This is a genomic window from Sphingomonas beigongshangi (genome assembly GCF_016820445.1).
In the GTDB taxonomy this organism is placed as follows: Bacteria; Pseudomonadota; Alphaproteobacteria; order Sphingomonadales; family Sphingomonadaceae; genus Sphingomonas; species Sphingomonas beigongshangi.
Genome location: NZ_JADHDT010000003.1, coordinates 255,844 through 276,566, shown reverse-complemented (window position 1 = coordinate 276,566; position 20,723 = coordinate 255,844). Strand labels below are relative to the sequence as shown.

Genomic DNA, 20,723 nt, shown 5'->3' with positions numbered 1-20,723 from the left:
TCAGCCCTCCATCTTCGCGGCAAGGGCTGCCTCGGCGGCGGCGTCGATCGCGTCCGTGACGCTGGACGAACGGCAGTGCAGCGCGAAGACGGCGTAGGCCGGGTCACCCTCGGCGTGGTACAGGTCGAGCGCGCGCTGTCCGTGTTCGTTGCGGATCGCCTCCAGCGCCTCCGCACGGTAGCCGACATAGCGGAAGCCCTCGCCATAGCCGTAGGCGTGATAGGCGCGGCTCCATTCGCCGTGCGGCATGGACGCGGCGCAGGACGCGAGCAGCAGCTTGGCGCGGGGATCGGCGGTCCAGCTCGCCAGATTATCGTTGGTGGGAATGGGCAGCGCGACGGGCGCAACCAGGGTGGTCGCATCATGCGCAATGATGCTAAGGGGCTGTGAAGCCATGGACGATCTCCTAACGATCGGTTGTGGTCAGACCGGGCGGGAGAGGTGCAAGCCTCCTGCTCGGTCGCCTTCCATGCTTGGAAGACCGTTACAAACTAACGCTACGCAATGCCTTGTCAACGGCTGTAGCGATAATTATTATCGGTGCATGACGATGACACCTGAACAGTGCCGGATGGCGCGCGCCGGATTGAATGTATCCATCGCCGATCTGGCGCAGGCCACGGGTTTTCGTCCCTCCACGATCAGCGCATTTGAGCGGGGGGGGGCTTCGCTGCAACGAACCGTCGACACGTTGCGGGAAGAATTGGAAGCCAGAGGCGCTGTGTTCTTCCCGTCTGGCGATGGCGTGCCTAGCGGTGGCGCTGGGGTGCGTCTGCGCCTTTAGCGCTTGGGTTGGGGCAACCCTTCTCTGCGATGGCCGACGCGACCTCGTAGACGTAATCGGGATCGCCTTCTTCCTTCGGCCCTTCCGCAATTCTGGCGATCGCATTCGCTCGATCAACGGGCTTGCCGCACATGGCTTCCGTTGTCGTGTTCCGTACCGGGTCGGAGGTTGCCGCTTCCGCGCTGTTGGCTGTTTCTTCCGGACCAGTGGTGCGCTGATCGCATCCGGCCATCGCGATTGCGATCGGGGTGAGCAGGAGCAGCATAGCGGAACGAACCATCCTGCGAGGATGCCTCAAGCCGCCATCGCCCGCAATCCATAGTCCGCAGATCACGGGCCGCAGGGTGTGGTTATCATGCCCACACTTTGCCCCGTGCCGATTGCCATGATGGCAATACCTTCAATGGATTCGCGCTTACGGAACGGCAGTAATGCGAGGTTTTCGCCCGTCCGAACGGCGGCAAACACTGAAACGATTCATACCCTGCTATTGCCTGTTTGTATGACATGGTGTACAAGGACGCATTGGCCCAGCCCTAGAGCAGCCGTTTCCGCCAGACTGGAAATGGGGCCATGCAATCCAAGCAGTACGAACATTCTGACGCGCGCGTCGCGACGCCCGATCGTCCTCGCTTGCCGTCACAAACTCTTTCACAGCGCACGACGCAGAACCGCCGTGTCATTTTCCGCTGTCCGGATCAGCTTGTGCAGTCCGCGCAGGATGCGGCTGACCGCAGCAAGATGGGCTTTTCCGAATATCTCCGCGACCTGATCCGTCGCGACGTTAGGGGGCTGTAATGGCTGGCAAGAGCACCACGACGACCGGCCCGAGCAAGGCGGCATTGCCGTACCTCAATATGGGTACGGACGCCCTCAACAGCGGTTACCAACAGTCGTCCAATCTGGCGAACCAGGCGACGAACCTGTTGCAGTCAAATCTACCAAACGTCGTCGGCCAGACGCTCAACAACCCAACGCTGACAGCAGCCAACAATTACACGCAAGGCGTGCTGAACGTGAATTACCTGAATTCGAACCCGTACCTTGATCAGCTAATCTCGAACAGCAACGCGCATGTCACCGACGCGGTGAATAGCTCCATTGGCACGCGGGGTCTGACTGGCGGTAGCGCGCAAACCCAGCTTCTGGCGCGACAGCTTGCCGAGAATGAAACCGGCATCCGCGCGAACCAGTACAACACCGAGCGGGGTTATCAGCAGAGTACAGCGAATACTGCGGCGGGCCTTTCGAGCGCAGGCGATCAGAACATCAATACGCTGCTGAATTACCTCACGGGCCAAACTCAACTGCCGCAGTCGGTGGCAAGCCAATATGCGAGCGGCATCAATGGCCTTTGGGGTGACAGCAAAACCACGACACAGAAGCAGAGCATCGGCTCGCAGCTTCTAGGCCTAGCTGGCGCGGGCCTTTCGGGCTGGGCAACCGGAGGGTTCAAGCTGTGAATGTTGCGATGTTCCAAGAGCTTTTCCGATCGGCGCAGCACGGAGACGCGAGCGGGTATTGCCAGCTTACCGTGGATGCTTTGGCTGCTGGGCGGAGCGGTGAACTTGCGGACACCATTGCGCTGACTCACGGCGTCATTTGGGCACGGTTGGCGACCTCCGTTGATCCCAGCGCAACCAACCTGACGACACTGAGCGAGATCCTCGCATCATATGCGCAGAGCGCTTGGCAACGCGGCTTTGCCACTCAGGCAGTGCAGATGGGAGCGCAGGCCATCTATCGGATGGAGCAGGCCGCCAAGATGGGGTTTGAGAGCGCAGCGGAACGGCTGGAGCGCATTGCGCGTGACCTGCCGTCCGAGTCCGCCAGCTTGGCGGCCGAGTGGGAGCGCAACGACCATCACGGGGTGGTCGAAGAGGACGATTGCCTGCGGGCTGCGGCCTGCGGTGAGCCCGCCGCCATCAACGAGATGTTCGACGCCGCCGTCGCCTTTACCGCTGAAGACGGAATGGACACGATCGACGGGATCGCGTTTCTCGACATCATCGGCGCGCTTGGATTGGCGACCGGCGACGACGGCTTGGCAATTCGGCAGGCAGGCGTCCTGCTTACGCGGGCATCGTATCTGCGCGCCTTCTACGGGGCAAACAGCGAGCATTGGCGCCCATCGGCGGAAGCCCTCGACATTCTGGCGGGCCTCGTAGGCCGCGGCGTTCACCGTGCGGCTAACGCACTGAATGTTGCGGTCGAGCTTGCCGATCCTCGTGCCTTGGTAGCGGTGGCGCAGGATACCCCATCCATTCTCGCCGCTCTCGAATGCAAAGGAATCTGTTGATGGTGTCTCGCCTGCTTCCGGGGATGATGTTCGCTGGTTCGGCGTCTATGATGCCACGCCCCGCATCGGTGATCGATGACCAGGCGCTTCCCAACCCTTCTGCCATGGGGATGGCATCGCCGGACCTGAGCGGGGCGACGGCGCAGCGTCCGGGGTTCTTCTCCAAGGGAGGCGGCTGGGTCGATGTCCTGGGCAGCATCGGCGATCAGCTCGCCGGCCGCCCGATCTTCCAGACCGCGCAGCGCGAGCGGCAGCAACAGGAGGCGGAGGCACAGCAGCTTGGCGCCCGCTTCCTCCAGCAGCAGGCAGAGCGGTTGCAGGATCATCAGTGGCATGTGGATGACCGCAACGCGGACATGAACAAGCCGCAGTTCTTCAACTCCGGGAATGACCGCGTGCGGTACGATCCGACGACCGGGCAGTCGCAAGTCGTGTACGATGCGCCCGCCGATTACGAGTCCTATGCCGCATCGCTCGGCCTCAATCCCGGCGACAAGGGCTATAACGAGGCGTTGCAGGATTACGTCCTGCGAGGCAGCGGACCCACGGCCCAGCGTGGCAAGATCGGGCTTGAGGGGTTGCGGCAGGACAACCGGGTCCAATTGCGGGGGATGCCGACCTTCGCCCAAGCGCACCCGGCGCCAGCGGGGCCAACCGCAGGACCTCGAATGCCAACGACGATGAGCGGTGTGGTTGCGCCTATCTTAGCCAAGATCGCGCAGGGCAAGACTTTGTCCCCAGGCGAGCAGCAGGCGCTGACGACCTATCAGGCCGGCCGTGGCGGGCGCAGTCGTGGGGGCGGCGGATCGTTCGGGGCTGCCGTGCCGACGGTCAAATCCCCTGCCGAGGCGCGTGCTCTACCGCCGGGTACGCGCTTCCGCACGCCTGATGGGCGGGAGATGGTGCGTTGATCGGGGACGACTGGAGCGAATTCAAACCCGCTCCGTCTAATCAGGGGGGCAGCCCTCGCTTCGCGCCGGTGGCGCCCATCGCGGCCGATCCTTGGGCTGAGTTCAGCGACGCGAAACCGTCGCGTAGTGCGCCGCCTTCCGGTCCCCTGATCCCTACTGGTCGCGCACATGATGGCGATACCTTCGCGCTTACCAACGGTCAGAATGCCCGGCTGTACGGTGCCGACGCTTTTGAGCTTAACCAGACAGGCGTGAACCGTGCTGGTGCCACTGTGCCGCTCGGGCAGATGGCGCGGACCAGCCTGCTACCATACCTCCAATCAGGCGCGGTGGTGACGCCCACCGGTGCCATGACCTATGGACGCCCCGTGGCTTCGCTGGAGCGCGGCGGGGACGCGGCGGACGGCTTGCTGCGTGACGGCTTGGCCATCGCGACGCCCTCGTTCCTGAAGGCCGATCCCCAGCGCCTAGCCGATTACATGGAGGCCGAGCGGTTCGCGCGCCTGAACGGCAAGGGCGCATGGCAGACGGCGTTCCAGCAGCCCGCCAGCTTCCGGCACAAGACGCCTGATCCGTGGGCGCCCGCGCAGCCTGCCGCCTATGGCAATGCGACCGCCGTGTTCAACGACGAGCCGATGCCGTTCCAGGGGCTGCGTCCCGAGATTGCAAAGGGCTATGCTGCGATCTTTCAGGACATGTCGTCCAAGCCTGAAGACCTGTTGGCCTATGCCAAGGCAAACGGCTTCCAGATCGATCCGGCCGAGACGCGCAAGCTGTACGCGCAACGCGCGAAGACGGGCGGAGCCGGTGGCGAGGTCACATACAAGGATGCGCCGCGCGTCCTGACCGACCCGAAGGACGGCCGGTTCGGCGCGTTCCTGCGCGGCGTTGGCGATCCCATCAACATGCTGGATGAGATGGGCGCGGTGGTTGACACCGTCGTCCCGAACCAGCGGGAAAACATCTGGTCGTCCGATCGGCGCTTCGGTGACATCCTCGCCAACAACCTCGATCAGAACCGCAGTGTCCTCGCCTTCGATGATGCCAACCATCCCTGGGCGCGGTTCGGCGGACAGCTTGCCGGTGGGCTCATCACGCCCGGCGCGTCGGTCGAAGGCTTGGGCTATCGCACGGCGGCGGCAGTACTGCGCGACGGCGGCACGCGCTTTGCGGCAGAGCAGGCGGCACGCTCCGCCGTCATCAAGCGGCTTGGGTTGGCCGGTGCGGTCGAAGGCGGCTTGGCAGGCGCGGGACAGGGCGAGGATGCGCGCGGGCGCTTTCAGGGCGCGTTGATCGGCGCGCCGGCTGGTCTGGCGCTGGGGACCGCCACCGGTGCTGTAGCGCCCGTGCTTGGCCGCCTGATCGGCAAGCCGTTTAGCCGACTGGCGGGGCGAGACGGCGAGCAGGCCGCGCAGGATCTGACAGACGGCGCCATTGATGCGGCAAAGAGCCGCGCGTCCAACGATCTGCCGCGCCCGCGCGATGTGCTGGATGGCGCGCCACCTCCCACGCTGACCGATCGCCCGTATGCGGCTCCGACGCAGGGTGTGCGTTCAATACACACCCCTGACCAAGCCATGGCGAACGAAACCGCCTCACCTACCTTGGCAGGTCCGAGCACTGATGAATGGGCAGAGTTTACGCCCGTTTCGGCGAGCGGCCCCAGCGCTGAGCGCATCGCGCAGGCGGAGGGCGTGACATCACGTGACATGCTGCCGCTGCCGGCGAACACCGTGGACGGCGTTGACGAGGCTGCCCGGATTGAGGCCGGGCGATATGCCCCCGTGCGCGCTCCGAATGAGGATGCGGCGCTGTCGAGCCGCACCATGCCATCGGGTACGACGGGCGCTCCTGTCCGCAAACGGGGGCCGGCTGACCTGGTGACGTGGCTGCGATCGGAAGGCAGCATCCGTCCGCAAGGCGGTGAGCTACAGCACTTCGGGATCGACAACACGCCGCGTCAGGGCATGGACTTTGCCAGCGGTGAAGGCCGATTTGGCGCGCTCGTCCGCAATGACGGCATGGGGTACGACGAGGCGGCGCAGCGTGCATGGGAAGCCGGGTTCTTTCCCGATCATGCCGAGCGGCCGACCGTAGCCGAGTTTCTGGATACCCTCCAGGCGACGCACAGCGGCGGCAACCGCGCCTTCCGGCCGGAAGACCTGCCAGAAGTCGACGCCTTCGAAGCGGCCCGCCGTCAGCGGTTCGACGTGGAGCGCGCTCGCGACCAAGGCGCGCCGCTGGCGGAGGACCGCGGCCAGCCGGTCGGATTGAGCGATCTGGACGCCAACGCGCCGCCAGTTAGGGCCTACGAGGAATGGGGCGAGAATGCCCCGAACCTCGCGGGTAACATCCGCCTCGACAAGCTGGACAGCCCGCAGGAGATCAAGCGGGCGCTGACGCAGACCGATCAGATTGCGGGCGGGTTCGACGCCGCACGGCGTGGCCGCATCACCCAGGCGGAAACCCAGAACCTTGCCGCTGACCTCGGCATGACGGCCGACGACCTGCTGAAGCGTCGCAAGGGACAGGCGTTCAACGCGGAGGAAGCGCTTGCAGCCCGCCAGTTGCTCGCGCGCTCGGGCGCCGATTTGGTCAACATGGCCAAGCGCATTGCGCGCGTCCAGACACCGGGTGACGAGATGGAGGCGGCATTCCGCAAGGCATGGCTTCGGCACGCTGCCATACAGGAGCAGGTGTCCGGCATGACGGCGGAGGCTGGGCGACTGCTGCAACAGTTCCGCATGACGGCGGACAGCCGCGACGTGTCGCAGGTGCTGTCGTCGCTGGGTGAGACGCTGGGCGGAACGGCCCGCATGAAGGAAGTGGCCGAACGGATCGTTGATCTGGAGAACGTCGGCACGACGCCGGCCGGCATCAACCAGTTTGCGTTGCGCTCGCTCCTGCCGAAGTGGCGCGACAAGGCGATTGAGCTTTACATCAACAGCCTGTTGTCCGGCCCGCAGACACACGCCGTCAACATCCTGTCCAACACGCTGACCTCGCTCGCGCAGTTGCCGGAACATGCCGTAGCAGCCGGCATCGGTGCCGTTCGCAAGGCGCTGCCGGGGCAGGCCGAGACTGACCGGGTACTGTTCTCCGAGCTTGGCACCCGCGCCGCTGGCATGGTGTCCGGCGCGCGCGAGGGGATGTCCGCGGCGGCCCGGTCGTTCCTGACCGGCGATGCTGCCGACGCTGTGACCAAGGTTGAATCCCAGATGGCGGCGATCGGCGGACGGACTGGCCGGATCATCCGCACGCCGACGCGACTGCTCACCGCTGAGGACGAGTTGTTCAAGGGCATCGCGAGCCGCATGGAGTTGAACGGCTTGGCTATGCGGCAGGCGGTGAACGAGGGCCTGCGGGGGCAGGCTGCGCGGGATCGTGCCGCCGATCTGGTCCTTAACCCGTCCGACGAGCTGTTGCAGCGCTCGATGGACTATGCGCGGTACGTGACGTTCCAGACCCCTTTGCGACACGGCAGCTTCTCGGCTGGCTTGTCGGCCGCCACGCAGGGGCAGCCGATCGCCAAGCTGCTGCTGCCATTCATCCGCACCCCCATGAACATTCTCAAGTTCGCAACCGAGCGGTCGCCTGCGGCTCTGGCAATGAAGTCGTGGCGCAAGGAATTTGCCGCGGGCGGTGCGCGTCGGGACATGGCCATCACGCGGGCCGTGGTCGGCACCGGGGTAGGCGCTGCCATCTACGAGATGGCGCTCGCTGGGCATATCACAGGCGGCGGCCCTGCCGATCGTAATGCACGGCGGCTGCTGGAGGCGAACGGCTGGCAGCCGTACAGCCTCAAGATCGGCAACCGCTACTACAGCTATGCCCGGCTAGACCCATTCTCCACGATGATCGGAACGGTCGCGGATATGGTCGACCTGCGCTCGCACATGACCGACGCGCAGCAGGAGCGGTCGGGGACGCTGGTCCTCGCCGCCATCGCGAACAACCTGATGTCCAAGACCTGGCTGTCCGGCCTTAGCTCGGCACTGGAAGCGGTGAACGACCCCGGCCGCTACATGGACAATTTCGTCTCACGCACGGCCGGCGCCATCGCTGTTCCTGCCCTTGTAGCACAGACAGCCCGCGAGACCGATCCGTTGATGCGTGAGGCACGCGGGCCGATCGACCGCATCCGCTCGCGCATTCCCGGCATGTCCACCAGCCTCAATCCGCGCCGTGACGTGTTCGGTCGGCCCGTAGAAGCGCAGGACGCGATTGGTCCGGACATCATCTCGCCAATTTACACAGGGGAGGACCGCGGCGACCCCACCATCTCGGCGCTGATTGATGCCGGCGCTACGATGTCAATGCCCGCCAAGACGTACAAGGAAGGCGGCAAGAATGTGCGCTGGACGCCTGAACAGTACGACCGCCTGCAAGCCGCGGTCGGGGCGTTGGCGAAGCCTCAACTTGATGCGCTGGTGTCCTCGCCATCGTGGCGCGGCATGGAGCGCGAGGGGCAGCAGAACGCCGTTGGCAATGTGATGAAGAGGGCGCGCACCGAAGCCAAGCGCAGCGTGTTGGGCGGTATGATGTTCTCGGGGCGGCCGGCTCCTGCGGCAAAGGGCGATGCCTGGGCGGAATTTAAACCGGCGCGGTGACGATCTGCACCGTCACGCAATGTCACGTGACCGTATCGACGTGAGCTACGGTGGTTATTCATGGAATCGATCAATCGCTAGGTATTGATCTAATATTCTCGTCCTGTCTTGCTTCTGTTCTCATTGCCCGATCAGGGCGAACACTCGTAGAACGAAAGAGGCCCGGCGCGTGGTTGCAACACGTCCGGGCCGCGAAACGGCGTTAGGCGCGCCGATCCGATAGGCCTCATGTAGGGGAACCCCCGGATCACTTGCAAGGCGGTTTACGCGCGTTGGCGCTTCACCCGTTCCTCAGTAATGAAGCTGCCTTGGTAGCGCCGCCACGTCCCGACATCTGCGGGTAAGCGGTCGAGCCTCCATCGAGTCGGGCAATCTCGATTTTTGACAAAGGCCCTGTTCCTCGGGTTTTTCCCCCGAACCGCCGACGCTTGAACCGAGCTAAGGCATAACCGTGTCACGGTGTGGGCGCTGATCACTGACGATCGGCACCGCGACGACAGCACGAACGAGGCCCGATTTTTTTGGGAGGCGTTCGATTGGTCGAGACTAGGGCTGGCCCCCCGGCGAGAGCTACAGGGCAGGCACGGGCAAACGAGGATGATGGTTCAGGGCAGTCCGTCGTGGTTTCCTTAGTAGGAGCCCCTTTCGACGGGGGACGGGGTGTGTCACCTATCGTCTTGGACGTCCAGCGGGGCCAAGCAGTTGAAGCGAGACTATCGAGCACGGGCAGACTGGCATTTTGCCAAGGCGGACAAGGCGATCACAGCCGATTGCGATGCGATGCTCGCGCAACATGCTGCTGCTGGCCTGCTTCAGAGCGGAGCGACACTGAAGAAGTCCGTGAAAATTTGGGCAAACCGGAGCGAGGAGGCCGTGACGGGCGTGTTGGCCGAAATGGGCTCAGTGATCGAAAAACGTGATAAAGAGTGGAGTCAGGCTATCGGCTCCGTGAAGCAGGCAATTGAAGCGCATCGGCTAAAGGCCGAAGATCAACTCGGCCGATATTTCCGGATGGCGGCACCCCCTGGGGATATGGACGGCGGCGCGATGAAGGCGGTTCGCGGCCTACTGGATGCGGCGGCGCAAGGCCTTCTCGGGCAGGTTGATAGTTTCGGAGACGGCTGGACCGCTCCACGTCCGAAAAAATGGAACGAGCGTCATCCCGTGGCCTTCGCGGTAATTATGGCGATCATAGGCGCTGCCTTAGCCCTCGCCGGGCGCGCGGCGTTCTAGGCCCTGCCATCGCACGATGAACTCCTGAGGCACGCTGCGATAGTCGATCGCGCGCCGAAGGCTATACTGGACCTATGGGAGACAACGACTCGCGCAGTAGGTTCGCGCCGATAGCCGGCTGGATGCCTGAGATGGCGCTTTCCGGCACCATCATCGCGATCATCGCTGGCGCCGCCTGGTTGGACCTGCCCGTGGCGGCATGGGGTCCAGCTCTCATCGCTGCGCTGGGTGTGATCTACTCCCGCATGTCGTCGCGCGAGCAGGCGCGTCTAGCAGAGCGGAAGCTGTTTCTTGACCTGATGCAACGGCGGGTGGCGTGGCTTGAGCAGCTTGAAGACTCGGTAGGCAAACGTGAGGCTGAGGCATCAGCGATGCTTGAACGCCTGCTGCAAGACGAGCCACCAGGCGAGCCTGAACATCTCTGGCGGATGCATAATTGCCAGCGGGAAGCTGCATGGCTTTTCGGCAAGCCAATCGCGGATCTGGTGGGGCAGGTGATAGCCGCGTCGGCGGCCGTGGACGATACCCGTTTGAAGGCCCGACAAGGTGACCGCTCGGCGGCGTTATCGGTGAGTGACAAGGCTTGGGTGGTCGTCAATCTAATGGGTGCGGTTACCTCGGCGCTTCGTCCGTACCTTTATGTCGGTGACATCAGGCGGCCTTGAGGGGCAAGTTCCACATCAGGAACTTTTGGCAATCGCTTTGAGGGTAGGGGGGGGCACGGTTTAGTCCGCGGCATATTGCGGAGACGATCGGAGCCGCCGCCCAATGCCGGTGACTAAGTTGGGGTGGCCATGTGGGAAGGGGTCGCGGACCGATTCGTCAGTCCGCTTGGCATTCTTCTCGCCGTGCTTAGCGCGTGCTTATCCAAGATCAGTCGAGCAGCTCGGCCGTTGCCTGATTGGCGCTAAGCCCTTGTAAAACTGGCAGGAGTGGAGGGACTCGAACCCACGGCCCTCGGTTTTGGAGACCGATGCTCTACCAACTGAGCTACACTCCTGCAGCGGCGCCGGCCTCTAGCGGGTCGTGTCGGGTAGGGCAAGCGCCCGATGTCGCAAATGCGTCACGTCGCGCGACCGGTCTTGCTGGGTTGCATAATGGCGCGCGATGGCCGCGGCGATCGGGGAGGGTGCGCGGCACCCCCGCGGCAGGGGAAGATTGTCGTTCGCCGGTTCGGGAAGGCTGATCCGAACCCGGACGCCCGCGCCGCATCGCATCCCGCCGCTCCGCCGCCTGATCCATGCCATGAGCAGGGTGGCCGCATGGAGGATCGACGCGGCCAGATGCGGATAGGGGGTGGGCGCCGGCCCCGTGGTCGAGCCGCGATCGGGGAGGAACCGCGCGACGGAGCGAGACTGGGTGCCCCAGGCGCGATTTCGCTCGGATCCGGCTGCGTTGTGCATCATGACGTGTCGCGCCTTGCGCCCGCGACGGTTGAGGCGGCGTTAAGGCCGGGAGGCGGCGCGCCCGCGCGTTGTCGCCCGGCCTGTTGTCGCCCGGCCCGTGTCGCCCGGCCCGTTGACGCTCGGCCTGCTCGCGCGTATAGGCCCGCCCCGTCCGGCGCCCTCAACAGGCGGTGGACAGCTTGAACATTGCTGGATGCAAAGTCGTGGGTCGGGGCGGCGCGGGTGATTCGCGCGGCCTTCGCCCCTTTTTGTATTCCCTAGTGCTGTGATGGCTCCAGCAAAGTAACCCTTTGATAGAGGTGAAGGCTTCATGCCGACGATCAACCAGCTGGTCCGCAAGGGCCGCGAACCGCAGAAGGCCAAGTCCAAGGTCCCTGCGATGGAGCAGAACCCGCAGAAGCGCGGCGTCTGCACCCGTGTCTACACGACGACCCCGAAGAAGCCGAACTCGGCGCTGCGCAAGGTGGCCAAGGTCCGCCTGACCAACAGCCGCGAAGTGATCAGCTACATCCCGGGCGAGGGCCACAACCTGCAGGAGCACTCGGTGGTGCTGATCCGCGGCGGCCGTGTGCGCGACCTTCCCGGCGTGCGCTACCACGTGCTGCGCGGCGTGCTCGACACGCAGGGCGTCAAGGATCGCCGCCAGTCCCGCTCCAAGTACGGCGCCAAGCGTCCGAAGTAAGCCGACGAACGCGTTTCGTCATCACGGCTGAAGTTTAGAAGGAATTTGAAATGGCACGTCGTCGTCGCCCCGAGAAGCGCATCATCCTGCCGGATCCCAAGTACGGTGATGAGGTTCTCTCGAAGTTCATGAATTCGGTGATGCTGGACGGCAAGAAGTCCGTCGCCGAATCGATCGTTTACGGTGCTCTGGAGACCGTCGAGACCCGCGCGAAGCGCGAGCCGATCGGCGTGTTCCACGATGCGCTCAACAACATCAAGCCGGGCATTGAGGTCCGCAGCCGCCGCGTCGGCGGTGCGACCTACCAGGTCCCCGTCGAGGTTCGTCCGGAGCGCGCGCAGGCGCTCGCGATCCGCTGGCTGATCGCCGCCGCCCGTGCGCGCAGCGAGAACACCATGTCGGCGCGCCTGTCGGGCGAGCTGCTCGACGCCTCGAACAACCGCGGCAACGCGGTGAAGAAGCGCGAGGACACGCACCGCATGGCCGAGGCGAACCGCGCCTTCAGCCATTACCGCTGGTAAATCGATGGTGACGCGGCCTGTCTTGGAAGCGTCTTACATCTGACCTATATCGTGGGGAGCCGGCCGAGTGCTGAGCTCCCCACATCGCTAAGGAAGCCCGATCATGGCCCGCAGCCATCCGCTCGAACTATACCGCAATATCGGCATCATGGCGCATATCGACGCCGGCAAGACCACGACGACCGAGCGCATCCTCTATTACACCGGCAAGTCCTATAAGATCGGCGAGGTCCATGAGGGCACCGCGACGATGGACTGGATGGAGCAGGAACAGGAGCGCGGGATCACGATCACCTCGGCGGCGACCACCTGCAAGTGGAAGGCCGAAGAGGGCAAGGGCCCCGAGCATCTGATCAACATCATCGACACGCCGGGCCACGTCGACTTCACCATCGAGGTCGAGCGTAGCTTGCGCGTCCTCGACGGCGCGGTCGCGTGCTTCGACGGCGTCGCCGGCGTCGAGCCGCAGTCCGAGACCGTGTGGCGTCAGGCCGACAAGTACGGCGTGCCGCGCATGTGCTTCGTCAACAAGCTCGACCGCACCGGCGCCGACTTCTATTTCTGCGTCCAGTCGATCATCGATCGCCTGGGTGCGAAGCCGGCCGTCCTGTATCTGCCGATCGGCATCGAGGGCGGCTTTAAGGGGCTGGTCGACCTGGTCGAGAATCGCGCGATCATCTGGCTCGAGGAGAGCTTGGGCGCGAAGTTCGAATATCAGCCGATCCCCGACGACATGGCCGAGAAGGCGGCGAAGTACCGCAACGAGCTGATCGAACTCGCCGTCGAGCAGGACGACGAGGCGATGGAGGCGTATCTCGAGGGCAACGAGCCCGACGCCAAGCAGCTCAAGGCGCTGATCCGCAAGGGTACGCTGAACATGTCGTTCGTGCCGGTCGTCTGCGGCTCGGCGTTCAAGAACAAGGGCGTGCAGCCCTTGCTCGACGCCGTCGTCGACTTCCTGCCGAGCCCGCTCGACGTGCCGGCGATCAAGGGCGTCAAGCTCGACGGCGAGACGCCGGACGAGCGTCCGTCGTCGGACGACGCGCCGTTCTCGGCGCTGGCGTTCAAGATCATGAACGACCCGTTCGTCGGCTCGCTCACCTTCGCGCGCATCTATTCGGGCGTCCTGACCAAGGGCGGCTACCTGAACTCGGTGAAGGACAAGAAGGAAAAGATCGGCCGCATGCTCCTCATGCACGCGAACTCGCGTGAGGACATCGAAGAGGCGCGCGCCGGCGACATCGTCGCGCTCGCGGGTCTCAAGGAGACGACGACGGGCGACACGCTCTGCGATCCGGCGCACCCGATCATCCTCGAGCGCATGGAATTCCCGGAGCCGGTGATCGAGCTGTCGGTGGAGCCGAAGACCAAGGCCGACCAGGAGAAGATGGGCATCGCGCTCAATCGCCTCGCCGCCGAGGATCCCTCGTTCCGCGTGTCGACCGATCACGAGTCGGGCCAGACGATCATCAAGGGGATGGGCGAACTCCACCTCGAGATCCTCGTCGACCGCATGAAGCGCGAGTTCAAGGTCGAGGCGAACGTCGGTGCGCCGCAGGTGGCGTATCGCGAATATCTCAAGAAGCCCGTCGACATCGACTATACCCACAAGAAGCAGTCGGGCGGCACCGGGCAGTTCGGCCGCGTGAAGGTGAAGCTGACTCCGGGCGAACGCGGCGCGGGCATCATCTTCAAGGACGAGATCAAGGGCGGTAACATTCCGCGCGAATATATCCCCGCGATCGAGAAGGGCTTCCGCGAGACGGCGGCGACCGGTTCGCTGGTCGGCTTCCCGATCATCGACTTCGAGATCACGCTGTACGACGGCGCGTATCACGACGTCGACTCGTCGGCGCTGGCCTTCGAAATCACCGCCCGCGGTGCGATGCGTGAGGGCGCCCAGAAGGCGGGCATCACGCTGCTCGAGCCGGTGATGAAGGTCGAGGTCGTGACGCCGGAGGATTACCTCGGCGACGTGATCGGCGACATGAACAGCCGTCGCGGCCAGATCCAGGGCACCGACACGCGCGGCAACGCGCAGGCGGTGACCGCGATGGTGCCGCTCGCCAACATGTTCGGCTACGTCAACTCGCTGCGCAGCTTCACGCAGGGCCGCGCCAGCTACTCGATGCAGTTCTCGCACTATGACGAAGTGCCGCAGAACGTCGCCGACGAGGTGAAGGCGAAGATGGCCTAAGGCGAACGGGGGCAGGCCTGCCTGCCCCCGCAACGTCGAAAGGCCGGCGGCGGATCGGCATCCTGCCGAGGCCGTCCCACGACGCGGGATCAATCCCGTGCGGCCCTCCTTCACGGGGGCTGGCATTACCGACAAACTCCCGCTACAGGGCCGCGTTCGCGTAGCCCCGGGCGGCACCGAATTCGAATCAGAAGGTAGGAAAATGGCTAAGGCAAAATTCGAGCGGAACAAGCCGCACCTGAACATCGGCACCATCGGCCACGTCGACCATGGCAAGACCTCGCTGACCGCGGCGATCACCAAGGTTCTGGCTGACCAGGGCCTGTCCGAGAAGGTCGACTTCGAGAACATCGATAAGGCGCCGGAAGAGCGCGCGCGCGGCATCACCATCTCGACGGCGCACGTCGAGTATGAGACCGCCAATCGCCACTATGCGCACGTCGACTGCCCGGGTCACGCCGACTACGTGAAGAACATGATCACCGGCGCGGCGCAGATGGACGGCGCGATCCTGGTCGTGTCTTCGACCGACGGCCCGATGCCGCAGACCCGTGAGCACATCCTGCTCGCCCGCCAGGTCGGCGTGCCGGCGATGGTCGTGTTCATGAACAAGGTCGACCTGGTCGACGACGAGGAAATCCTTGAGCTCGTCGAGCTGGAAATCCGCGAGCTGCTGAGCTCGTACGAGTTCCCGGGCGACGACATCCCCGTCATCAAGGGTTCGGCCACCTGCGCGCTCTCGGGTTCGAACGAGAAGCTTGGCAAGGACGCCGTCCTCGAGCTGATGCAGGCCGTCGACGACTACATCCCGCAGCCGGAGCGTCCGCTCGACAAGCCGTTCATGATGCCGATCGAGGACGTGTTCTCGATCTCGGGTCGCGGCACCGTCGTGACCGGCCGCGTCGAGACCGGCATCATCAAGGTCGGTGAGGAAGTCGAGATCGTCGGCATCCACCCGGAGGTCCGCAAGACCACCGTCACCGGCGTCGAGATGTTCCGCAAGCTGCTCGACCAGGGCCAGGCCGGCGACAACGTCGGTGCGCTGATCCGCGGCGTCGCTCGCGACGAGGTCGAGCGTGGCCAGGTGCTCTGCAAGCCCGGCTCGATCAAGCCGCACACCGACTTCAAGTCGGAAGTGTACGTGCTGTCGAAGGAAGAGGGTGGCCGTCACACGCCGTTCTTCGCCAACTATCGTCCGCAGTTCTACTTCCGCACCACCGACGTGACCGGCACCGTCGAGCTGCCCGAGGGCACCGAGATGGTCATGCCTGGCGATAACATCGCGCTCGGCATCAAGCTGATCGCGCCGATCGCCATGGACGTCGGCCAGCGCTTCACCATCCGTGAGGGCGGTCGTACCGTCGGCGCGGGCGTCGTGAGCTCGATCGACAAGTAAGACGCCGACGGCGCGCTCGCGCCGTCGCTGACCGAGGTTTTTCGCCCGGCTCCCCAAAAAAAGGGAGTCGGGCGATTGCCTTTTTATGAGGGTGCCTGTAGTGGGCGCGCCTTCAGTTTTTGAGTTTCGGCTCTTTCTCGTCGTTCCGGTGCCGCATTGAGCGGTGCATCGGGATCTCATCCCGCCGGCCTGCGGCCTGCGGCACGAGGCTCCATCGCCATCATGGCGGTCGGGGCGACGGCCGGGGTCGTGCTCGTATTCGCATCGGTAGGGATCATGGACAGCAACATCCGCATTCGCCTCAAGGCGTTCGATCATCGCGTTCTCGACCAGGCGACCGGCGACATCGCCGACACCGCGCGTCGCACCGGCGCGCTCATCCGCGGCCCGATTCCGCTGCCGACCCGCATCGAGAAGTTCACCGTCAACCGTGGCCCGCACATCGACAAGAAGTCGCGCGAGCAGTTCGAGGTGCGCACCTACAAGCGCATGCTCGACATCGTGCAGCCGACGCCGCAGACGGTCGACGCGCTCATGAAGCTCGACCTCGCCGCTGGCGTTGACGTCGAGATCAAGCTCGCGTAAGGGCTGCCTACGCGCTGCGGTCGACTCATGTCCCGCGGCGCGATGGCATTTGAGATACCGCTGACCGCCTCGGCAGTCAGGGCAGCGTCTCCCGTCATGTTCTTGAGCGTATCGCTGAGAGGACAACCGGCCCGGGACGGGGGCACGCTTCGCATTTCCGGGTCGACACGCACGTTTCGAATGGTTCGAGCGTGCCTCTGTGAGGAGTGTGGATCATGCGCACCGGCGTGATCGCGAAGAAGATGGGGATGACCCGCCTGTTTCAGGACGACGGTCGGCACGTGCCGGTCACCGTCCTGCAGCTCGAAGGCCTGCAGGTCATCGCCCGCCGCGAGATGAATACCGACGGCTACACGGCCGTCCAGCTTGGCGCAGGCGTCGCCAAGGCCAAGAACGTCGCCAAGCCGCAGCGCGGCCACTTCGGCAAGGCCGAGGTGGAGCCGAAGGCGGTCGTCGCCGAGTTCCGCGTGAGCGAGGACAACCTCCTCGACGTCGGCGCCGAGCTGTCGGCCGATCACTTCGTCGCCGGCCAGTTCGTCGACATCCAGGGTCGTACCCAGGGCAAGGGTTTCGCCGGCGCCATGAAGCGCTGGAACTTCGGCGGTCTGCGCGCGACGCACGGCGTCTCGGTCTCGCACCGTTCGCACGGTTCGACCGGTAACCGCCAGGATCCGGGTCGCGTCTTCAAGAACAAGAAGATGGCCGGCCACATGGGCGACAAGAACCGCACGCAGCAGAACCTTGAGATCGTCGGCACCGACGTCGAGCGCGGTCTGATCTTCGTGAAGGGTTCGGTTCCGGGCTCGAAGGGTGGCTGGCTGTTCGTCAAGGACGCCGTCAAGGTCGCTCGTCATGCCGATGCGCCGATGCCCGCCGGGCTGAAGAGCGCCGCCAACAACAATGTCGCTTCTGCCGAGCCTGCTCCGGAAGCCACCGCTGGCCAGGAGGGCTAACAAGTGAAGGTCGCAGTCAAGTCCTTCGCCGGTTCCGCCGCGGCGGATGTCGAGCTCAACGACGAGGTGTTCGGCCTCGATCCGCGTGCCGACGTCCTGCATCGCGTCGTCACCTGGCAGCTGGAGAAGCGTCGCGCCACCGCGCGTGGCACCCGCGAGCGCGCCGATGTCGCGCGTTCGGGCAAGAAGCTCGGTCGCCAGAAGGGCGGCGGTGTCGCCCGTCACGGCGATCGCCGCGCTCCCGTCTTCATCGGCGGCGGTAAGGCCCATGGTGCCCGCGTTCGCGACTTCAATCCGTCGCTGAACAAGAAGATCCGCGCGCTGGGCCTGAAGATGGCGCTGTCGAGCCACGCCAAGGCGGGTTCGCTGATCGTCATGGACAGCCTGGTCGTCGAGGGCAACAAGACGAAGACGCTCAAGGGCGATCTGGCGAAGCTCGGCTTCGGCAAGACCGCGCTCGTCATCGACGGCGACGCCGTCGAGACCAGCTTCGCGCTGGCGGCGGGCAACCTGCGCGAGGTCAACGTCCTCCCGGCGATGGGCGCCAACGTCTATGACATCCTGAAGGCTGACACGCTGGTGCTGACCCGCGCGGCGGTCGAGAAGCTGGAGGCTCGCTTCAATGGCTAAGCAGCAGAAGGCCGTCGACGTGCGTCATTATGACGTGATCGTCGCGCCGCACATCACCGAGAAGGCGACCCTGCTCAGCGAGCAGAACGCCGTCGTGTTCAAGGTCGCCAACGACGCGACCAAGCCGCAGATCAAGGCTGCCGTCGAGGCTCTGTTCGACGTCACCGTGACCGGCGTCAACACGATCGTCCAGAAGGGCAAGACCAAGCGCTGGAAGGGTGCCCCCTATCAGCGGTCTGACATGAAGAAGGCGATCGTCACCCTCAAGGATGGCCAGTCCATCGACGTGACGACGGGGATCTAAGGGTCATGGCACTCAAGCATTACAACCCGACGAGCCCGGCCCGCCGCGGCCTCATCCTCGTCGACAAGTCGGCGCTCTACAAGGGCAAGCCGGTCAAGGCGCTTACCGAAGGCAAGCGCAAGACCGGTGGCCGCAACAACAAGGGTCACGTGACCAGCCGCGGCATCGCGGGCGGCCACAAGCAGAAGTACCGCTACGTCGACTTCAAGCGTCGCAAGTGGGACGTCGAGGCGACCGTCGAGCGGCTCGAGTATGACCCGAACCGCACCGCGTTCATCGCGCTGGTCAAGTATGCCGACGAAGAGCTGGCCTACATCCTGGCGCCGCAGCGTCTGGCGCCGGGCGACAAGATCGTCGCGGGCAAGAAGACCGACGTGAAGCCGGGCAACGCCATGGAGCTGGGCCAGATGCCGGTCGGCACCATCGTCCACAACGTGGAGATGAAGCCGGGCAAGGGCGGTCAGATCGCCCGTTCGGCCGGCACCTATGTGCAGGTCGTCGGCCGTGACCGCGGCATGGTGATCGTTCGCCTGAACTCGGGCGAGCAGCGCTACATCCACGGCGAGTGCATGGCGACGGTGGGGGCGGTGTCCAACCCGGACAACCAGAACCAGAACCTCGGCAAGGCCGGTCGCAGCCGCTGGATGGGCAAGCGCCCGCTGACCCGCGGTGTCGCGAAGAACCCGGTCGACCACCCGCACGGCGGTGGTGAAGGCCGCACCTCGGGCGGCCGTCATCCGGTCACCCCCTGGGGCAAGCCGACGAAGGGTGCGCGCACCCGTCACAACAAGGCGACGGACAAGATGATCATCCGCAGCCGTCACGCGAAGAAGAAGGGCTGATAGGATGGCTCGTTCTGTTTGGAAGGGCCCGTTCGTCGAACTGAGCCTGCTGAAGAAGGCGGAGACGGCGCAGGACGCCGGTGGCCGCGCGCCGATCAAGACCTGGTCGCGCCGCTCCACCATCCTGCCGCAGTTCGTCGGCCTGACGTTCAACGTGTACAACGGCCGCAAGTTCGTGCCCGTCACCGTCAACGAAGAGATGGTCGGCATGAAGCTCGGCGAGTTCGCGCCGACCCGGTATTTCCCGGGTCACGCGGCTGACAAGAAGGGCAAGCGCTGATGAGCAAGCCTCAGTCCCCCCGCAAGGTCGACGACAAGTCGGCCCTGTCCGTCGGCACCCAGATCCGTGGGTCGGCGCAGAAGCTGAACCTGGTCGCGGGTCTGATCCGCGGCAAGAAGGCCGGCGACGCGCTGAACATCCTCGCCTTCTCGAAGAAGGCGATGGCGGTCGACGCCCGCAAGGTGCTCGCCTCGGCGATCGCCAATGCCGAGAACAACCACAACCTCGACGTCGACGCGCTCGTCGTCGCCGAGGCGTCGGTCGGCAAGTCGATCACGATGAAGCGCTTCGCCACGCGTGGCCGCGGCAAGTCGACGCGCATCCTGAAGCCGTTCAGCCGTCTGCGCATCGTCGTGCGCGAGCAGGAAGAAGCATAATGGGTCAGAAGAGCAACCCCATCGGTCTGCGCCTGCAGATCAACCGCACCTGGGACAGCCGCTGGTTCGCGGAAGGCCATGACTATGGCCGTCTGCTGCTGGAGGATCTCAAGATCCGTCAGTACATCATGAAGACCCTGCCGCAGGCGGCGATCTCCAAGGTCGTCATCGAGCGTCCGGCCAAGCTGTGCCGCATCTCGATCTTCGCCGCGCGTCCGGGCGTGATCATCGGCAAGAAGGGCTCGGACATCGAGAAGCTGCGCAAGACGCTGGGCGGCATGACCTCGTCCGACGTCTCGCTCAACATCGTCGAGATCCGCAAGCCGGAAGTCGACGCGCGTCTCGTCGCGCAGTCGATCGCCGACCAGCTGGAGCGCCGCATCGCGTTCCGCCGTGCGATGAAGCGCGCGGTGCAGTCCGCGCTGCGTCTGGGTGCCGAGGGCATCCGCGTCGCTTGCGGCGGCCGTCTGGGCGGCGCGGAAATCGCCCGCTCGGAGAGCTATCGCGAGGGCCGCGTGCCGCTGCACACGCTCCGCGCGAACATCGATTACGCCGAGGCCGAAGCGCACACGTCCTATGGCGTCTGCGGCGTCAAGGTCTGGGTGTTCAAGGGCGAGATCCTGGGTCACGACCCGATGGCGACCGACCGGCTGATGATGGAGGCTCAGACCTCCGGCGTCCGTCCGGCGCGCGACGACCGCCGCTAAGGATAG

21 protein-coding genes and 1 tRNA gene are annotated in these 20,723 nt (G+C 64.8%); 19 read left to right on the top strand and 3 right to left on the bottom strand.

Going from position 1 to position 20,723, the window contains the following annotated elements; genetic code table 11:
* On the bottom strand, positions 1-396 hold the full coding sequence (locus IQ292_RS07210) for a hypothetical protein (protein ID WP_203309619.1): 396 nt from the start codon (positions 394-396) through the stop codon (positions 1-3).
* A gap of 353 nt (positions 397-749) precedes the next feature.
* A complete protein-coding gene (locus tag IQ292_RS07205; RefSeq protein ID WP_203309618.1) occupies positions 750-1,049 on the bottom strand; it encodes a hypothetical protein in 300 nt (99 codons plus the stop codon).
* A 308-nt stretch (positions 1,050-1,357) separates the two neighbouring features.
* Here IQ292_RS07205 and IQ292_RS07200 point away from each other — a divergent pair, with 308 nt between their 5' ends.
* The 7 genes from IQ292_RS07200 (at position 1,358) to IQ292_RS07170 (ending at position 10,502) form a co-directional block, all read left to right on the top strand.
* A complete protein-coding gene (locus tag IQ292_RS07200) occupies positions 1,358-1,582 on the top strand; it encodes a hypothetical protein (protein ID WP_203309617.1) in 225 nt (74 codons plus the stop codon).
* Positions 1,582-2,247 carry a hypothetical protein gene (locus IQ292_RS07195; RefSeq protein ID WP_203309616.1) on the top strand — a complete coding sequence of 222 codons (666 nt, stop codon included), beginning with the start codon at positions 1,582-1,584 and terminating at the stop codon, positions 2,245-2,247. Before IQ292_RS07200 ends, IQ292_RS07195 begins: the two co-directional genes overlap by 1 nt.
* Positions 2,248-2,255: 8 nt before the next feature.
* The gene (locus IQ292_RS07190) at positions 2,256-3,083 is read left to right on the top strand and encodes a hypothetical protein (protein WP_203309615.1); all 828 of its coding nucleotides are present in this window, start codon (positions 2,256-2,258) and stop codon (positions 3,081-3,083) included.
* Positions 3,083-3,994, top strand: a complete 912-nt coding sequence (locus IQ292_RS07185) for a hypothetical protein (protein WP_203309614.1) — start codon at positions 3,083-3,085, stop codon at positions 3,992-3,994. The genes IQ292_RS07190 and IQ292_RS07185 overlap by 1 nt, the downstream gene beginning before the upstream one ends.
* The gene (locus IQ292_RS07180; RefSeq protein WP_203309613.1) at positions 3,991-8,604 is read left to right on the top strand and encodes a hypothetical protein; all 4,614 of its coding nucleotides are present in this window, start codon (positions 3,991-3,993) and stop codon (positions 8,602-8,604) included. The genes IQ292_RS07185 and IQ292_RS07180 overlap by 4 nt, the downstream gene beginning before the upstream one ends.
* A 702-nt stretch (positions 8,605-9,306) precedes the next feature.
* Positions 9,307-9,837 carry a hypothetical protein gene (locus IQ292_RS07175; RefSeq protein WP_203309612.1) on the top strand — a complete coding sequence of 177 codons (531 nt, stop codon included), beginning with the start codon at positions 9,307-9,309 and terminating at the stop codon, positions 9,835-9,837.
* A 131-nt stretch (positions 9,838-9,968) separates the two neighbouring features.
* Positions 9,969-10,502, top strand: coding sequence for a hypothetical protein (locus IQ292_RS07170; RefSeq protein WP_203309611.1), 534 nt, complete (start codon positions 9,969-9,971; stop codon positions 10,500-10,502).
* 259 nt (positions 10,503-10,761) lie between these two features.
* Here IQ292_RS07170 and IQ292_RS07165 read toward each other — a convergent pair.
* Positions 10,762-10,837, bottom strand: a tRNA-Trp gene (locus tag IQ292_RS07165).
* 716 nt (positions 10,838-11,553) lie between these two features.
* Between IQ292_RS07165 and rpsL the strand changes: the two genes are divergently transcribed.
* The 12 genes from rpsL (at position 11,554) to rpsC (ending at position 20,717) form a co-directional block, all read left to right on the top strand.
* Entirely contained in the window at positions 11,554-11,925 is a 372-nt protein-coding gene (gene rpsL / locus IQ292_RS07160) for a 30S ribosomal protein S12 (RefSeq protein ID WP_112381158.1), read from the top strand.
* 50 nt (positions 11,926-11,975) lie between these two features.
* Positions 11,976-12,446, top strand: coding sequence for a 30S ribosomal protein S7 (gene rpsG, locus IQ292_RS07155; protein WP_203309610.1), 471 nt, complete (start codon positions 11,976-11,978; stop codon positions 12,444-12,446).
* 103 nt (positions 12,447-12,549) lie between these two features.
* Positions 12,550-14,643: an elongation factor G gene (gene fusA / locus IQ292_RS07150; RefSeq protein WP_203309609.1), complete on the top strand. Its 2,094-nt coding sequence runs from the start codon at positions 12,550-12,552 to the stop codon at positions 14,641-14,643.
* A 202-nt stretch (positions 14,644-14,845) separates the two neighbouring features.
* Positions 14,846-16,039, top strand: a complete 1,194-nt coding sequence (gene tuf, locus IQ292_RS07145; protein WP_203309608.1) for an elongation factor Tu — start codon at positions 14,846-14,848, stop codon at positions 16,037-16,039.
* Positions 16,040-16,315: 276 nt separating this feature from the next.
* Positions 16,316-16,624 (top strand): 30S ribosomal protein S10, encoded by a 309-nt coding sequence (gene rpsJ, locus IQ292_RS07140; protein ID WP_007406109.1) that lies wholly within the window; start codon positions 16,316-16,318, stop codon positions 16,622-16,624.
* A gap of 215 nt (positions 16,625-16,839) precedes the next feature.
* Positions 16,840-17,577, top strand: a complete 738-nt coding sequence (gene rplC, locus IQ292_RS07135; protein WP_203309607.1) for a 50S ribosomal protein L3 — start codon at positions 16,840-16,842, stop codon at positions 17,575-17,577.
* Between the two features lie 3 nt (positions 17,578-17,580).
* Positions 17,581-18,207, top strand: coding sequence for a 50S ribosomal protein L4 (gene rplD / locus IQ292_RS07130; RefSeq protein WP_203309606.1), 627 nt, complete (start codon positions 17,581-17,583; stop codon positions 18,205-18,207).
* Positions 18,200-18,511, top strand: coding sequence for a 50S ribosomal protein L23 (locus IQ292_RS07125; protein ID WP_203309605.1), 312 nt, complete (start codon positions 18,200-18,202; stop codon positions 18,509-18,511). Before rplD ends, IQ292_RS07125 begins: the two co-directional genes overlap by 8 nt.
* Positions 18,512-18,516: 5 nt before the next feature.
* On the top strand, positions 18,517-19,353 hold the full coding sequence (gene rplB, locus IQ292_RS07120) for a 50S ribosomal protein L2 (RefSeq protein WP_203309604.1): 837 nt from the start codon (positions 18,517-18,519) through the stop codon (positions 19,351-19,353).
* Between the two features lie 4 nt (positions 19,354-19,357).
* The gene (gene rpsS, locus IQ292_RS07115) at positions 19,358-19,633 is read left to right on the top strand and encodes a 30S ribosomal protein S19 (protein WP_115377319.1); all 276 of its coding nucleotides are present in this window, start codon (positions 19,358-19,360) and stop codon (positions 19,631-19,633) included.
* Positions 19,633-20,010, top strand: coding sequence for a 50S ribosomal protein L22 (rplV, locus tag IQ292_RS07110; protein WP_115377318.1), 378 nt, complete (start codon positions 19,633-19,635; stop codon positions 20,008-20,010). The genes rpsS and rplV overlap by 1 nt, the downstream gene beginning before the upstream one ends.
* Entirely contained in the window at positions 20,010-20,717 is a 708-nt protein-coding gene (gene rpsC, locus IQ292_RS07105; protein WP_115377317.1) for a 30S ribosomal protein S3, read from the top strand. The genes rplV and rpsC overlap by 1 nt, the downstream gene beginning before the upstream one ends.
* Positions 20,718-20,723 lie beyond the last annotated feature (6 nt).

Bases quoted from the DNA above. Each gene is read 5' to 3' on its own strand.
- rpsC (WP_115377317.1), top strand. From the start codon at position 20,010: ATGGGTCAGAAGAGCAACCCCATCGGTCTGCGCCTGCAGATCAACCGC.
- IQ292_RS07170 (WP_203309611.1), top strand. From the start codon at position 9,969: ATGGCGCTTTCCGGCACCATCATCGCGATCATCGCTGGCGCCGCCTGG.
- rplV (WP_115377318.1), top strand. From the start codon at position 19,633: ATGAGCAAGCCTCAGTCCCCCCGCAAGGTCGACGACAAGTCGGCCCTG.
- IQ292_RS07200 (WP_203309617.1), top strand. From the start codon at position 1,358: ATGCAATCCAAGCAGTACGAACATTCTGACGCGCGCGTCGCGACGCCC.
- rpsJ (WP_007406109.1), top strand. From the start codon at position 16,316: ATGGACAGCAACATCCGCATTCGCCTCAAGGCGTTCGATCATCGCGTT.
- rpsG (WP_203309610.1), top strand. From the start codon at position 11,976: ATGGCACGTCGTCGTCGCCCCGAGAAGCGCATCATCCTGCCGGATCCC.
- tuf (WP_203309608.1), top strand. From the start codon at position 14,846: ATGGCTAAGGCAAAATTCGAGCGGAACAAGCCGCACCTGAACATCGGC.
- IQ292_RS07125 (WP_203309605.1), top strand. From the start codon at position 18,200: ATGGCTAAGCAGCAGAAGGCCGTCGACGTGCGTCATTATGACGTGATC.
- IQ292_RS07185 (WP_203309614.1), top strand. From the start codon at position 3,083: ATGGTGTCTCGCCTGCTTCCGGGGATGATGTTCGCTGGTTCGGCGTCT.
- IQ292_RS07190 (WP_203309615.1), top strand. From the start codon at position 2,256: ATGTTCCAAGAGCTTTTCCGATCGGCGCAGCACGGAGACGCGAGCGGG.
- rpsL (WP_112381158.1), top strand. From the start codon at position 11,554: ATGCCGACGATCAACCAGCTGGTCCGCAAGGGCCGCGAACCGCAGAAG.
- IQ292_RS07205 (WP_203309618.1), bottom strand. From the start codon at position 1,049: ATGCTGCTCCTGCTCACCCCGATCGCAATCGCGATGGCCGGATGCGAT.
- rpsS (WP_115377319.1), top strand. From the start codon at position 19,358: ATGGCTCGTTCTGTTTGGAAGGGCCCGTTCGTCGAACTGAGCCTGCTG.
- IQ292_RS07195 (WP_203309616.1), top strand. From the start codon at position 1,582: ATGGCTGGCAAGAGCACCACGACGACCGGCCCGAGCAAGGCGGCATTG.
- fusA (WP_203309609.1), top strand. From the start codon at position 12,550: ATGGCCCGCAGCCATCCGCTCGAACTATACCGCAATATCGGCATCATG.
- IQ292_RS07210 (WP_203309619.1), bottom strand. From the start codon at position 396: ATGGCTTCACAGCCCCTTAGCATCATTGCGCATGATGCGACCACCCTG.
- rplB (WP_203309604.1), top strand. From the start codon at position 18,517: ATGGCACTCAAGCATTACAACCCGACGAGCCCGGCCCGCCGCGGCCTC.
- rplC (WP_203309607.1), top strand. From the start codon at position 16,840: ATGCGCACCGGCGTGATCGCGAAGAAGATGGGGATGACCCGCCTGTTT.